General features: G+C 56.9%; 12 protein-coding genes and 1 pseudogene. 12 read left to right on the top strand and 1 reads right to left on the bottom strand.

Annotated elements, in window-relative coordinates; genetic code table 11:
* Window positions 1-29 precede the first annotated feature (29 nt).
* Window positions 30-1,334 (bottom strand): M20 family metallopeptidase, encoded by a 1,305-nt coding sequence (locus tag QMZ18_RS04790; RefSeq protein ID WP_282605082.1) that lies wholly within the window; start codon window positions 1,332-1,334, stop codon window positions 30-32.
* Between the two features lie 195 nt (window positions 1,335-1,529).
* Between QMZ18_RS04790 and QMZ18_RS04795 the strand changes: the two genes are divergently transcribed.
* The 12 genes and pseudogenes from QMZ18_RS04795 to QMZ18_RS04850 all read left to right on the top strand — a co-directional run bounded on the left by QMZ18_RS04795 (window position 1,530) and on the right by QMZ18_RS04850 (window position 13,833).
* Window positions 1,530-2,276: a GntR family transcriptional regulator gene (locus QMZ18_RS04795; RefSeq protein WP_282605083.1), complete on the top strand. Its 747-nt coding sequence runs from the start codon at window positions 1,530-1,532 to the stop codon at window positions 2,274-2,276.
* 98 nt (window positions 2,277-2,374) lie between these two features.
* Window positions 2,375-3,319, top strand: coding sequence for a carbohydrate kinase family protein (locus tag QMZ18_RS04800; RefSeq protein WP_282605084.1), 945 nt, complete (start codon window positions 2,375-2,377; stop codon window positions 3,317-3,319).
* 4 nt (window positions 3,320-3,323) lie between these two features.
* Window positions 3,324-4,169: a TauD/TfdA family dioxygenase gene (locus QMZ18_RS04805; RefSeq protein WP_282605085.1), complete on the top strand. Its 846-nt coding sequence runs from the start codon at window positions 3,324-3,326 to the stop codon at window positions 4,167-4,169.
* Between the two features lie 33 nt (window positions 4,170-4,202).
* A pseudogene (locus QMZ18_RS04810) lies at window positions 4,203-5,072 on the top strand (phytanoyl-CoA dioxygenase family protein).
* A 229-nt stretch (window positions 5,073-5,301) separates the two neighbouring features.
* Window positions 5,302-6,576: an amidohydrolase family protein gene (locus QMZ18_RS04815; RefSeq protein ID WP_282605086.1), complete on the top strand. Its 1,275-nt coding sequence runs from the start codon at window positions 5,302-5,304 to the stop codon at window positions 6,574-6,576.
* Window positions 6,577-6,610: 34 nt separating this feature from the next.
* Entirely contained in the window at window positions 6,611-7,702 is a 1,092-nt protein-coding gene (locus QMZ18_RS04820; protein ID WP_282605087.1) for an ABC transporter ATP-binding protein, read from the top strand.
* Between the two features lie 63 nt (window positions 7,703-7,765).
* Window positions 7,766-9,205 (top strand): extracellular solute-binding protein, encoded by a 1,440-nt coding sequence (locus tag QMZ18_RS04825; RefSeq protein WP_282605088.1) that lies wholly within the window; start codon window positions 7,766-7,768, stop codon window positions 9,203-9,205.
* A 162-nt stretch (window positions 9,206-9,367) separates the two neighbouring features.
* On the top strand, window positions 9,368-10,396 hold the full coding sequence (locus QMZ18_RS04830; protein ID WP_282605089.1) for a carbohydrate ABC transporter permease: 1,029 nt from the start codon (window positions 9,368-9,370) through the stop codon (window positions 10,394-10,396).
* A 13-nt stretch (window positions 10,397-10,409) separates the two neighbouring features.
* The gene (locus QMZ18_RS04835) at window positions 10,410-11,318 is read left to right on the top strand and encodes a carbohydrate ABC transporter permease (protein WP_282605090.1); all 909 of its coding nucleotides are present in this window, start codon (window positions 10,410-10,412) and stop codon (window positions 11,316-11,318) included.
* A gap of 4 nt (window positions 11,319-11,322) precedes the next feature.
* Entirely contained in the window at window positions 11,323-12,408 is a 1,086-nt protein-coding gene (locus QMZ18_RS04840; protein WP_282605091.1) for an ABC transporter ATP-binding protein, read from the top strand.
* Entirely contained in the window at window positions 12,405-12,713 is a 309-nt protein-coding gene (locus tag QMZ18_RS04845) for a hypothetical protein (RefSeq protein WP_282605092.1), read from the top strand. Before QMZ18_RS04840 ends, QMZ18_RS04845 begins: the two co-directional genes overlap by 4 nt.
* Window positions 12,714-12,774: 61 nt before the next feature.
* Window positions 12,775-13,833: a sugar phosphate isomerase/epimerase gene (locus QMZ18_RS04850; RefSeq protein WP_282605093.1), complete on the top strand. Its 1,059-nt coding sequence runs from the start codon at window positions 12,775-12,777 to the stop codon at window positions 13,831-13,833.
* Window positions 13,834-13,836 lie beyond the last annotated feature (3 nt).

Raw genomic sequence — 13,836 nt, forward strand, 5'->3', positions numbered from 1 at the left:
GCCTCCTTCTGTATGTTCGGTTATGACGATTATTCTTTATTGATCTGGTCGCTTTCAAATCCCGCGCTCAGATAGAACAGGATGGCTCTTGCCAATCCCATGAGATCCGAAAGCGTCGTATGTTCGTCGGCGGCATGAACGTTTCGGTCAGGGCGGGAGAGACCGCCGAGCAGAATTTCTTTCTGTCCCGTCTTTTGGACCCATCCTAAATCGGAACTGGTCGAGGATCCGTAGGTTCGAAAATCGGTCATGGCCCAACCGAAGCCTTCTGACAACGCTTGCTGCCAGCGCAATCCATGGGGGCCGGTTGGATCTGAAACCGGAGCGAGGTGACCAGTGAGAGTAATGTCGTGCCCGAGGAGGCGGGTTCCGGCAACGGCTTGCGCGACGGTGTTCCGGATTTCCTCCTCGACCTTCTCCGCATTTTCTTCAGGTGTGTAACGGCGATTGACGATGAGGTGGAATTGACCGGGCAGTGCCGAACCTTTCGAGCCCGCCGATGCCGCCGTCAGGGTCAGGCGTGCATGGAGCGGCCGATCTTCGAGGTGAGGCGGTGATGGTATCTGGGACTTGCGTGTTTCGACGCTGCTTTTCAGTTTGGTCAGGGCGGTGAGGACGGCCAAAGCCTCCTCCAAAGCATTGATCCCGCCAACCGGATCGCCGGAATGTGCACTTCGTCCAAAAAAACTGAGTCGAAAATCCATACTGCCGAAACTGCCACCATAGATCCGTGGTACAGCGCCGCCGTTCAGACACAGCAAATGACCCGATAACTTTCCTTGTTCCGCGATGTAGCGAACACCCGGGTAAAGACCGCCTTCTTCGTCGGTGCAGAACAAGAGAACAGGGTCGTAGGCCAATTCCTCACCGGCTGCGTCCAAGGCTCGCAACGCGGCAAGAACGGCTGCGATGGTGCCCTTCATGTCTGCCGTGCCCCGGCCGAAAAGTCTGTCGCCGATCCGTGTCAGTTCAAGGGGCGGATGCGTCCAGCCATCGCCCGGTGGAACGGTATCGACGTGAAAGTAAATCGCCAGTTTTGGTTTTCCGCTGTCTCGTACTGCGATGACATTCGTTCTTTCTCCAAAAGCCCCCGGGGCGCTCCAGAGCTCAGGCGGAACGTTTATGCGTTCGCAGGTGAAGCCCAGTGGAGAGACCAGGTTTTCGGCTAGCTGGGCAAAGGCCGGGTAGCCATTACCCGGTGGGAAACTTGTCTCCGTCGCGATCAAACGACTGAGATCGTCGAGCATCTCTGGCTGCAGTTCGCTCAGGCGTTCAAGAGCCGGCACAAAGGCGCCTGCGCAACCTGCATTGGGATTAATCGCTTTTTCGGCCATACCTGTGGCCTCCCAGGGTCGATTGGCTTCGTGCGCCAATTCCGTTTTCTATAAACTATATAGAAAAGTATCGGATTGTGGAGTAGAGTCAAGTCCGATAGAGCGTGGTGGAATCAGATGCCGGTTGAGTCTTGGTGTGACTCTGACCCGGCTGGAGCGTTGTATGGAAGGTTGTTCAAAGCGGTGAAAAGGTCGATGTCTAAGCCGAGTAGAGGGGAGATCCCGGGTCTCGCTGCTGTGCCTCTGTACGAGCAGGTCAAACGTCATATATCCGAATTGATCCTGCTGGGTGAATGGCTGCCCGGAACGGTGCTGCCAAGCGAAACCGAGCTGGCGCGGCGTTTTGGCGTCGCCGTTGGGACGGCCCGGCGGGCACTAGCGGACCTGACTGCCGAGGGGCTTTTAATGCGGCGCCGAAAGACCGGCACCGTCGTAACCGGCCGCTCACCGCATCATTCTCTGCGGTTTTTCTTCCAGTACTTTCGGCTGCATGGACTTGATGGATCCTTGATGAACTCTTCGGTCGAGATCAAGAAGGCCGAGCGCCGCCTGGCAGATGCAAGTGAAGCCGAGCGCCTGGCTCTCAATCCGCAGGATCCCATCATCAGGGTCGAACGCGTGAGAACTGTCGGCGGTCGGGCGGTCATGCACGATGTCATGGTGCTACCTGCCGAACAGGTGCCTGATTTGAAGATCGATGACATCCCAGACCGGCTCTATCTCTATCTGCTGGAGGAATACGGTATTCGGGTGTCTGCGGTGCGCGAATCTCTGGGGGCGGAGTTGGCGACGGTAGAGGATTGCCGCTTGATCGACGTGGCCATGCCGGGCGCAATTCTGGTCATCGACGAAGTGGCGTTCGAGCAGACCGGCGCGCCGGTTATCTGGGCAATTCATCGTGCCGTGACGGATAAGTATCGTTACTTGAATGAAGTGAGCTGACCTCCGTGTTCCGCATGGGCTTGTCAAAGCCCGATGTCCCTTTACCATATCGTAAAATGCAAAACGACGCTGTAGGCGGTGTGAAGAGGGGTTAGACGATGGTGAATTTCGATGCGGTCTTTGTCGGGCTGACCATTCTGGATATTGCGGGCCGGCCGGTAGAGTCCATTCCCGAGGGTGGCGGGGTCGCCTTCATCGATGAGATACGGATGAACCCTGCGGGTACGGCGTCGGGCGCTGTGATGAATGCCTCAAAGCTGGGGATTTCCTGTACCACTTCTGCCTGCGTCGGCACAGACGAAAAGGGCGATTTCATCGTCGATTTTTACGAGCGTATGGGGATCGACTGTTCACTGATACAGCGTAGCGACGAGGCTCTGACGTCCGCTACCATCCTTACCATCCGTCTAAACGGCGACCGGCCCGCGCTGCACTGCCGCGGCGCGTCGGACAAGCTTTTTATTGCCGAAGATCAGTTCGATAACGTCTGTGATGCCAGGTTTATGCACCACGGCGGCACTGGGCTGCTTGATGCCATGGACCAGGGGCAGAGCGCGAAGCTTCTTGCACATGCCAAAGCACGAGGTCTGACCACCACCTTCGATCTCATCGCGCCTAACGAACAAACCGTGGGACTCTTGAAAGACCTGCTGCCGCACGTCGATTACTTTATGCCGTCGTTCGAGGAAGCGGTCTTCCTCTCGGGCTTTGATACGCCTCCTGAAGCTGCGCGCTTTTTCAAAGGCATGGGCGCTGCCGCTTGCATCTTTAAATGGGGCGAAAAGGGTTCCTATATCAGCACTGCGGATGGTGAATTCGTGGTTCCGGCGTTTCAGGTCGAGGTCTCGGACACAACTGGATGTGGCGACAGTTACTGCGGCGGTTTCATCGCGGGTCTTGCCATGGGTTATAATCTGGAAGAGGCCTGCCGTTTGGGCACAGCGACCTCCGGATTGGTCGCGACGGGTTTAGGGTCGGACGCAGGTGTTGTTGACCTTGAGCACACGTTGGAGTTCATGAGGACGGCGAAAATTTTGAGCTGATCAGATGTTTGATGTGAAGCCGCTCACCGGGGCGATCGGCGCCGAGATCACCGGGGTCGATTTGAACCTGCCGATTTCAGACAGGGTTGCCAAAGCCCTGCGCGTGGCACTTTGGCGTCATCTGATTATCGTATTTAGGGACCAGTTTCTCGACATCTCTGCTCAGAAACGGCTGACCGAAGTTTTCGGCGAAGTTATGCGCCTGCCGTACGTAGAGCCAACCAACGACGATCCGGACGTGATCGCCGTGCTCAAGGAGGCGAGCGAACACAATGTCGGTGTTTTTGGCGGTGAATGGCATTCTGATTTCAGCTTTCTGGAACGGCCGCCCTCCGGCTCGGTGCTGAACGCGGTCGAGGTGCCGGATTACGGCGGCGACACGCTCTGGGCAAACCAAGCTTCCGCCTACGAGGCGTTGCCCGCCGACTTGCGAAAGATCGTCGAGGGACGCGACGCCATTCACGTGGGCAAGCCCTATGGGGTCAAGTACGCGCCGCCCAAAGAAAGCCGGGCAGCCAGCTCAATCAGGATGACTCGGGGAGATCCCGATGCAGACCGGGAGATACACCATCCTGCGGTGATCGAACATCCTCACAGCGGACGCAAAGCGCTGTTCCTCAATCCGATTTACACGACCCGCTTCGACGGCATGAGTGATGCGGAAAGCGCGCCCTTGCTTGAGGCAATTTACAAGCATTGCATCCGCCCGGAGTTTTGCTGTCGCCTGCGCTGGTCTCCCGGCGCTGTTGCCGTGTGGGACAATCGCATGACCCTCCATTACGCCGTGAATGACTATGACGGGGTACGCCGATTACTCTACCGGACGACCTTTGTCGATGTACGGCACTGAGAGCCGCCGCCCTTGGCAGAAAGAAAGGGAGTGATGAACCCGGCACGTGAACGGCTCCTGACCGACGGTTACTGTACATTCGAGTCTCTCCTGGATCAGTGCCAGCTCGAGCAGGTGCGCCGTGTTTCGGACGCGGCACTGCAGCGCGTCTCAAGTGCGCATCGCAAAGAAAATAAATCCCAGGGCAGTCTGATCAATATCTCCGACCATCCCGGTTATGCCGACTTGATCGGCAACGCCTCGGCCCGAGAAGTATTCAGAAGCCTGGGATTCGCTAATCCCTGTTTCAGCTCAGGCTATCTGATCAGTAAGCCGCCAGGCGGTCCAGCGCTGTTCTGGCATCAAGACTGGTGGGGTTGGGATGACCCTCTGTCCTATAGCGATCAGATCGCCCAGGTCTTTTTCATGTATTATCTGACGGATACGACGCCGCAAAACGGCTGTCTTCGGATTCTTCCCGGCAGTCACCGCCGGCGGCACAGTCTGCACGAGGCGATCTAGGCGCATGATCCAGCCCTCTCGCGGGTTGAGGATCCGGATCATCCGCTGTACGGGTCACAAGCTGGCGAGGTTGCTGTGCCGGTTCGTGCTGGTGATCTTGTTGTCGGCGACGCCCGGCTGCTGCATTCCGCCCACGCCAATCAATCTGTCAATGAACGCAGCCTGATCACGCTTTGGTATCACCCGGATGTTGGCGCGCTTCCTGCGGGCATGCGCGCGCGCATTCGCGAGATTTTCGATCGGCGCGGCGTCGACACCGATTTGACCGAGGGAAACGCCCTGACTCTCGATGCCTGGCCCAGAGATAAGCGGATATTGACCGAGGACCTCTTCCCGCCTGCGGAAGTCGGCGTCGAACCACATCGTTGGAATCGTGTCCCTCATTGGCCATCTGGCAAGTAGCTGATTTTGCGTCTCAAAGCTGATCGGAGAAACCCGTTGTGCGGATTCCCGCAAGGAAAAAGGGGAAATCACGGCAAAAAACTGCTAAGATTAATGTATACATTGTTGTGACTCCAGAACCGGGTCCTGCCCGAACACCGGGTGTGCGCCGACAGGGGGGTGAAAATGAGGTGGCCCAAAGTGCTCTAGAGCGCTTTGGAGTTCGCCCGTGCAACTGGGAGGAGATATCTTGGGTACGACGCTTTTCAGCAACGTCCAGGTCATTGATGGATCCGGCGCTGCGCCCTTTCCCGCCGAAGTCCTGATTGAAGGAAACCGAATTAAAAAGATCGCCCGGGGCGATGCATCACTGTCTCACGAAGGGGCGAGTGTGGTTAACGGTGGTGGAAAGACCCTGATGCCTGGTCTGATCGAGTCTCATGGCCACATCAGCTTCTGCGATACGCCGAATTTGGAAGGCCTCGGAGATATTCCGCCCGAGGAACACACACTCCTGACCATGAAGTACGCCAAGAAGATGCTTGATCAGGGCTTCACGGCCATCTTCAGCGCCGCCGCCGCCAAGGCGCGGCTGGATGTAGTCATTCGCAATGCCATTGACGATGGCGACATTCCGGGACCGCGCCTGCGGGCGGCGAGCCCCGAGTTGACCGTCACCGGTGGTCTAGGCGACGTCCGCCGGGCTCATATGTACCGCGAAACGTTCGCAATTTGCTGTGACGGTGCAGACGAGTTCCTACGTACGGCGCGCGAAATGTGTCGTGAAGGCGTAGACACCTTAAAGATCAACCCTTCGGGCGATGAATTCATTCCCTTTGCCCGCGCCCATCAGACCGTTATGAACGAAGCTGAGGTCGCCGCCGTCTGCGAAGTTGGCCGCTCCCGCGGCAAGATGGTTGCCGGGCACGCCCGTTCCGCGGAGTCTGTTAAAATGTGTGCACGCAATGGGGTGGACGTGATCTATCACGCGACCCTCGCCGACGAAGAAGCTTTGGACATGCTCGAGGCCCGCAAGGACGACGTCTTCGTCGGCCCGGCGGTTGGTATCATGTACGCGACATCCATGGGCGAGGGGGCGGCTTGGGGAGTCACGAAGGACACACCGGTCGCGATCTATTTTGCGCGCGAGCTCGAAAGCTGTGTCGAAAACATGAAGAAGCTGAAAAAACGCGGCCTTCGGATATTGCCTGGCGGCGACTACGGCTTTGCCTGGAACCCGATCGGCACCAACGCCCGTGACCTGGAACACTTCGTCAATCTGCTCGACTTCACACCGCTGGAGGCGATCACTGCAGCAACCAAGCTGGGCGGTGAGCTGGTTGATTGGGACGTGGGACTGGTCAAGGAAGGTTATTTTGCGGACTTGCTGCTGGTTGACGGCGATCCCTCAAAGGACGTCACCATCTTGCAGAACGCTGAAAATCTGACCGGAATCATGAAGGACGGCGCCTTTCACAAGGATCCGGCATCGTCTGCACATGTCGGCCAGGTTGCTGCGGAATGATCTCTGTCCACGGATTGATGAAGAGGTTCGGGGCATGACGGCGGAGTCAGGCGACATCGCCGTCCGCCTCGATTCGATTACCAAGCGGTTTGGAAGTGTTGTCGCGTTGGACCAGATGTCTTTCGAGGTTCAGCGCGGGCGTCTGTTCGTGGTGTTCGGGCCGAGTTCCGTCGGCAAGACGACCACATTGCGGACCATTGCCGGTCTCGAGCGACCCCAGGAAGGGAAGCTTGAGATCAATGGCCGTGACTTCACCCAGGCGCCAATTGCAGGACGGAACGTCTCCATGGTGTTCCAGTCTTTCGCACTCTATCCGCATCTGACGGTGCGGGAGAATTTTGCCTATCCTTTGAAGGAGGCCGGAACGAGTGCGGCTGACATCGCCAAGCGGATCGATGAGATCGCGCAGATTCTGAGCCTCGGCCATCGGCTCGACAATAAGCCGGAAACTCTTTCCGGTGGCGAACAGCAACGGGTGGCGCTCGGGCGATCCTTGATCCGGCGACCCGATATCCTGCTGCTTGACGAGCCTTTGACCAATTTGGACGCCAAGCTGCGTGATGATATGCGCACGGAGATAAAGCGCCTACATCGCCAGTTTGGGATTACTATTGTCTATGCGACACCCGACGAGCTGGAAGCTCTCTCCATGGGAGAAGAGATCGCGGTGATGCGAGAAGGACACGTGGTGCAGACCGGCACGCCCGATGAACTCTACCTGACTCCGAAAGATCTCTACGTCGCGCAGAAAATAGGCTCGCCGACTATGAATGTGATCGGTGCCAGAGCGGGGTCCGATGGGGTTTCCATCAATGCGCCTTTCGGCAATTTTCCTTTGTCAGGAGTCGCTCTTCCGTCTGGGACAGACGAATTGAAAATCGGCATCCGGCCTGCCGATATCAGAATCAATTCTGCGCAGCAGGAGGGCATTGCAGGTCGGGTGCGCCTACTGGAACCGCTTGGAGACATCACGATTGTGGATGTGGATGCGGCGGACCAACGCCTCAAGATCGTTGTCCGTGAGGCGGAGGCCTTGTCTCTGCAACCGGGGTCTGAGCTGTCGTTCGCCTTCGATCCGGCAAGACTTCATGTTTTCGATGCTGAGAGTGGTCTGCATATGACGTGAGAAACCTCGCAGATCCATTGCGAGAGGCTGTTTAAACGATAATAAATTGAGGGAGGAAAAGTGATGAAACACGGGAACACCCTAAGGGCTGCAGTATGTGGGAGTGCCGCAGCAGCCATTTTGTCTGCCGGTCTCTTTACGGCTGCACCGGTTCTTGCCGAAGATATAGTCTTGCGCATGGCAGTGCCGGACTGGCCGCCGACCCGCATCATGAAAGACCTTTTCGATAAGGGTTACAAAGCCAAGAGCGGCAATAACGTCACCTTGGAACCCGACTTCATTCCCTGGCCCGACTACTACACCCGGCTTTCCGGTTCGCTGACCTCGGGCGAGAAGCGTTACAACATGGCAGTATCCGATAGCCAGTGGCTCGGAGCTTTCATCGAGGGCGGCTACTATCAAAAGCTAAATGACGCCATTGAGGCGGACCCCGAGTTGCAAACGATCATGGACGGCCTGAACCCGGCGCTCGTGGACGCTTATTCGACCTACCCGCACAAATCAAAGAACTACTACGGTTTCCCACAGATGCCGGACGTGCTGGTGGCCTACTACCGCAGCGACATCTTTTGTGACGCAGGTGAGGCGGCGGCCTTCAAGGCCAAGTACAATGCTGATCTGCCTTGCACACCGGAAGAAATGAATAATGCCGATTGGGATATGGTCCAGAAGTTCGGCGAGTTCTTCGGCCGTAAGAAAGGCGAAAACCTCTCTGGTGCCGCGCTGGATGACGACTTCTACGGTATCGCTTACCAGGCCGGGAAAGGCTATGACTTCTCCACCATGCAGATCGCCAGCATGATCTGGCAGCACGGCGGCGACATCTGGGATGAGACCAAGGCCCCGACAGGCAAAGCCGAGGGTGTGGTCAATTCGCCGGAAGCCGTCAAAGGCTTCGAGCACTATCTCTCGCTGCTGCAGTACATGCCGCCGGTGGTCAAGACCGGGACCATGGACATCTTCAAGCAGGATGAACTCTTCCGCGAGGGCAAAGTCGCCTACATGATCAACTGGATCGGCTTTGCGGAAAGCTCCATCGATGCCAAGACTTCTAAAGTCTCCGACAAGGTGAACTTTGCGATGGCCGCCGGCCTGAAGAAGTCGGACGGCAGCATCGACCGGACCTATAATATTGGCGGACAGCCTTTCGTCCTGATGACCTGGAACGATGAAAACACCAACACCGAAGCGCTTGAGTTCGTGAAGTGGTGGCTTTCGCCCGAGACCCAAGTGGCTTTCGCCAAGGCAGGAGGACAGAGTGGCCTGAAGTCAGTTTATGGCGATGCGTCCTACAATACTTTCCGCCCTTGGAACCATGCCTTTGGTGCATCCATCAGTAATCAGCAGGATATCTGGCATATTCCCGAGTTCTTTGAGCTACTCGTTCAGCAGCAAGAAGAATTCGACAAGGCTATCACCGGTCAGCAGGACGCCAAGACGGCACTCGATGCCATCGCGAAGTTCCAGGAAGAGCTTCTGCTGGAAGCCGGACACATCGAATAGGGTTCATTGGGAGGGCGTGGCTGGACAGTCCGGCTGTCCAGCCACGCTTCTCGATCTCCACCCTTCGGCGGACTGGGGTTCAGGGATCAGAGTGTCCGGTTCGTCGAAACAAGCCAACCTTCCGCTTGACGCTTCTGCGCAGCACGGGGCAGTGACCGCATTATGATGAAAGTCTGGGTAGTCTATCCCCTCCGGGTAGCATTTGCTTCGGTCCCTGCCGCGCTGATTGTTTCTGCTCTTGCGATCACCTTTCTGCCGCCGTCTGTATCTTTCTGGGTGTCCGGAGCGGTTTCAGCCTTTTCGGCTTTTCTCTTTGTGGCGTACGCCTGGGGAAGGCATGCCGGCGGACTGCTGGTGGCGCCGGCCATCGCCCTGCTGTTCTGCATGAACATTTTTCCGCTGCTCTGGTCGTTTGGGTTAAGTTTTTTTCACTATCGCGCAAATCGTCTGGCACCGCCGCGTTTCGCAGGACTGCATTACTACGAAAAAGTTCTGAGCGATCCGGTGGTCTGGGACCGGCTGCAGGTCACTGCAAAGATGGTCGTCCTGACTGTGAGCCTGCAGATGGTCATCGGGTTCTTACTGGCCATGCTCTTTGCCAAGCAGTTTCCCCTGCGGCGGGTTTTGCTGATCCTGGTACTGACTCCGATGATGCTGTCGTTCGTCGCTGTGGGTGCCTTCTTCCGTTACTATTATGAACCCACGTTCGGTCTTGTGTCGCAAGCCGTGCGGGTCTTTACCGGTGAACCCTACGTGTTGCTGCAGTCGGCTGCCGGGGCCACCGCCGGCATTGTCTTTGCCGATGCCTGGATGTGGTCGCCCTTCGTGATGTTGTTGGTGTTGGCCGGTCTGGTGAGCGTGCCGAAGTATCTCTACGAAGCCGCTTCCATTGACCGCATCTCTCACTGGCGGCGTTTCTGGAGCATTACATTTCCCTACGTACGCAGCCTGCTCATGCTGGCGCTGCTGTTTCGCACCATCGAGGCCTTCAAGCTGTTCGACGTCGTCTTTCTGCTGACCGAGGGCGGGCCTGGCACGTCGACTGAGACGATTGCTGTCTATGTCTACAGAGTCTCCTTCCAGTATTTCAAAACCAGCGAGTCGGCGGCACTGGCCTACATCCTGCTCTTCACGGTGATCGTTCTGACCAACCTCTATCTCTACTTCGCCAACAAACGAAACCGGACTTAAGGAAGACACGGCTATGGCGGACACAGAAAAAAAATCCTTGGCAGACCGGCTCGGACTGAAAGTCCATTCGGGTGTCGGTAACGCCGGCTGGGGCCGAACCCTCTTCGCCGGTGTCATCAGCTTTGTGTACTTTTTCCCCGTCCTCTGGATCATCCTCACCGCTTTCAAGACTCATAATGATGCGCTTGCGATCCCGCCAAAATTTATCTTTACCCCTACCCTCGAGAATTTCGTTTCAGTCTTCAGCCGGGCTTATTCGGCAGGAGCAGTGGCTCAGGATACCGGTTTCGCGCTCTATTTTTTCAACTCTGTCTTCATCGCCGGAACCAGCGTGTTTCTGGCACTGGCTATCGGAACCCTCGCGGCCTTCGGTTTTTCGCGTTATCCGCTGCGTGGTAACGACACATACCTCTTTATTATTCTTACCACCCGCATGCTGCCTGCCATTGTAGTGATCATCCCCATATTCCTGATGTTTCGCGTCGCGGGGCTATCCGGCACCTACATTGGCGTCATCCTGCTTTATACCGCCTTCAACCTGCCCTTCACGGTCTGGATGATGAAGAGTTTTTTCGATGAGCTCTCGCCAGATGTTGAAGATGCGGCAAGGATCGACGGATCTTCTGACCGGCGGGTGTTTTTCAAGATCTGTCTGCCGCAAGTGAAAGCCGGTCTTGCCGCTACAGCCGTCTTCGGCCTCATACTGACTTGGAACGAGTTCCTATTCGCGCTGCTGCTGACCGGTGTCGACACCAGAACCGTACCGGTTGCCATGGCACAGACGATCGGCGGGGATATCGGCGTGCGCTGGGGACTCTTGGCTGCAATCGAAACTCTCTTTCTCATCCCTGTCATTGTCGTGACCTTCATCCTGCAAAACCATCTTCTGCGCGGTGTTACCTTCGGCACGGTCAAGAGGTAGCGCCATGTCGACCATCGAAGCCACCAGCCTCACAAAAAACTTCGGCAGCTTTACGGCTGTTCGCGACGTAGACCTGAGCGTAGGGCAAGGCGAAGTCGTCTGCCTGCTCGGACCCTCGGGCTGCGGCAAAACCACGACGTTGCGCATGATCGCCGGCCTTGAGTCCGTGACCGAGGGCGAAGTGCGGATCGGCGGTAAACTCATGAATAAAATCTCGCCGGAAAAACGCGATATTGCGATGGTGTTCCAGTTTTACGCGCTCTATCCCTCTGTCTCAATCGGTGGCAACATCGAGATGCCGCTGTTTCGTGCGGGCTTGTCCGCCGCCGAACGGCGCCGGGAGGTGGCACGCGTGGCGGGAATTCTGCAGCTCGACGACGTGCTCGACAGATTACCCGGGCAGGTATCCGAAGGGGAAAAACAGCGCGCCGCCGTGGCGCGGGCCATCGTGCGCGATCCGAATTGCTTCCTTTTCGATGAACCTCTATCGCGCCTGGATGTGGAGTTGCGCCATTCCATGCGCGGTCAGATAAAGGAGGTTTTGTCGGGTCTGTCAAAAGCGACGGTGATCGTCACACACGACCAGCTTGAGGCGCTCACCATGGCGAACCGTATCGCGATTATGCGTGACGGCATGATCGAACAGATCGGCACGCCGCACGAGGTTTTCTCCAAGCCGCGTAATATCTTTGTCGCCGGGTTTATCGGCAGCCCCAAGATGAATCTCTTCGAGGGCCGCTTTTCTTCTTTGTCCGGTGATATGGCAACCATTGAACTCAGTGCTGAACGCGTGACTATCCCGGTGCCCTCTGCTGTTTCGAATATGCAGGGGGAAACTCTAACTCTAGGGGTGCGACCACGCGCACTGGAGCCGGTCGACAGCCCGAACCAACACAGTTTGACGGGTCAGGTGGAATTGATTGAACCCATGGGGGCGGAGACCCTTGTCCACGTCCGTGACGAGAGCGACCAAGACCTTCGCGTTGTTGTGCCACGCCATATAAAAGTGATCATTGGCGAGGTGCTTCATCTGGCTTGCGATCTGTCGCAAACGCATATTTTCGATGGCAAGGGACTGGCAGTGCGATGATGAACAATCAGCCGAAACTCATGGGATCGGCAAATGCGCGTCTGGTCGAGAACAGCATTATCGCGCTGGGCCTCGTTGCGTTGATTATGATCTTCCAACCTTTCAGCCTGACCCTCTTTAGTGTCGGTTGTGTTTTGGTGGTGATTGCCGGTCTTGCCAACAATCTGTTGCCGCTCTGCAATCCGGATGGGACCTGGCGCGCTTTTTTTAAGGTCGTGCTGATCATTCTCACGGTCTTTGTGACAGTCATCGCCATTGCGATGGGCTCCGCCGTTCTCTACGGCGTTTATCTGCGCGCGCAATAGGCATTCAATTTCCCGGATCCGGTGGCCGGGCGATCTAAACGCAAGTGTAAGGGAGAAAAGCATGTCGACCACCATTAAGGGACCCGCACTATTTCTGGCGCAGTTTGCCGGAGACGAGGCACCGTTCAACTCCTGGGATGCCATCACGAAATGGGCGGCGGACTGCGGTTATATCGGCGTGCAGATACCCTCTTGGGATGGCCGCATTTTCGATCTGGAAAAGGCCGCCAGCTCGCAAGATTACTGCGAAGAGGTGAAGGGGATCGCCGAGGGTAACGGTGTGAATGTGACCGAACTTTCCACCCATCTGCAGGGCCAGCTCGTTGCCGTCCATCCGGCCTATGATGAAGCCTTTGACGGCTTTGCTGCACCCGAAGTGCGTGGCAATCCCAAGGCGCGGCAGGAATGGGCGAGCAATCAGGTCAAGCTGGCGCTGCAGGCCTCGAAGAATATGGGTCTTACGGCGCATGCCAGCTTTTCGGGTGCCTTGGCCTGGCCCTACATCTATCCCTGGCCCCAACGGCCCGCCGGTCTAATTGAAACGGCATTTGCCGAGCTGGCAAAACGTTGGAAGCCTCTCCTCGATGAGGCGGAAAACTGCGGTGTCGACGTCTGCTATGAGATCCATCCAGGCGAAGACCTCCACGACGGCATCACCTTTGAGATGTTCTTGGAGCAAACCGGCAATCACCCGCGCTGCAACATTCTTTATGACCCCTCGCACTTTGCCTTGCAGTGTCTCGACTATCTGGACTTCATCGATATCTACAAAGACCGGATCCGGATGTTCCACGTCAAGGATGCGGAGTTCAATCCGACCGGCCGTCAAGGGGTTTATTCGGGTTACCAAAGCTGGACCGATCGGGCGGGACGCTTTCGTTCACTCGGCGATGGGCAGATCGATTTCACTGGGATTTTTGCCAAGATGGCCGCGAACAACTTTGACGGCTGGGCCGTGGTGGAGTGGGAATGTTGCCTGAAGCATCCGGAAGACGGTGCACGTGAAGGTGCCGCTTTCGTGCGCGATCATATCATCCGTGTGACGGAAAAGGCCTTTGATGACTTCGCCGGTGCTGGGACTGACGAAGCAGCCAACCGGCGCATGCTGGGTATCGAATAGGGA

The organism is Pelagibius sp. Alg239-R121 (assembly GCF_947331435.1).
Taxonomy (GTDB): domain Bacteria; phylum Pseudomonadota; class Alphaproteobacteria; order Kiloniellales; family Kiloniellaceae; genus Denitrobaculum.

Coding starts and splice junctions, on each gene's coding strand:
- QMZ18_RS04850 (WP_282605093.1), top strand. CDS start 12,775: ATGTCGACCACCATTAAGGGACCCGCACTATTTCTGGCGCAGTTTGCC.
- QMZ18_RS04835 (WP_282605090.1), top strand. CDS start 10,410: ATGGCGGACACAGAAAAAAAATCCTTGGCAGACCGGCTCGGACTGAAA.
- QMZ18_RS04790 (WP_282605082.1), bottom strand. CDS start 1,334: ATGGCCGAAAAAGCGATTAATCCCAATGCAGGTTGCGCAGGCGCCTTT.
- QMZ18_RS04800 (WP_282605084.1), top strand. CDS start 2,375: ATGGTGAATTTCGATGCGGTCTTTGTCGGGCTGACCATTCTGGATATT.
- QMZ18_RS04825 (WP_282605088.1), top strand. CDS start 7,766: ATGAAACACGGGAACACCCTAAGGGCTGCAGTATGTGGGAGTGCCGCA.
- QMZ18_RS04820 (WP_282605087.1), top strand. CDS start 6,611: ATGACGGCGGAGTCAGGCGACATCGCCGTCCGCCTCGATTCGATTACC.
- QMZ18_RS04830 (WP_282605089.1), top strand. CDS start 9,368: ATGATGAAAGTCTGGGTAGTCTATCCCCTCCGGGTAGCATTTGCTTCG.
- QMZ18_RS04840 (WP_282605091.1), top strand. CDS start 11,323: ATGTCGACCATCGAAGCCACCAGCCTCACAAAAAACTTCGGCAGCTTT.
- QMZ18_RS04845 (WP_282605092.1), top strand. CDS start 12,405: ATGATGAACAATCAGCCGAAACTCATGGGATCGGCAAATGCGCGTCTG.
- QMZ18_RS04795 (WP_282605083.1), top strand. CDS start 1,530: ATGTCTAAGCCGAGTAGAGGGGAGATCCCGGGTCTCGCTGCTGTGCCT.
- QMZ18_RS04805 (WP_282605085.1), top strand. CDS start 3,324: ATGTTTGATGTGAAGCCGCTCACCGGGGCGATCGGCGCCGAGATCACC.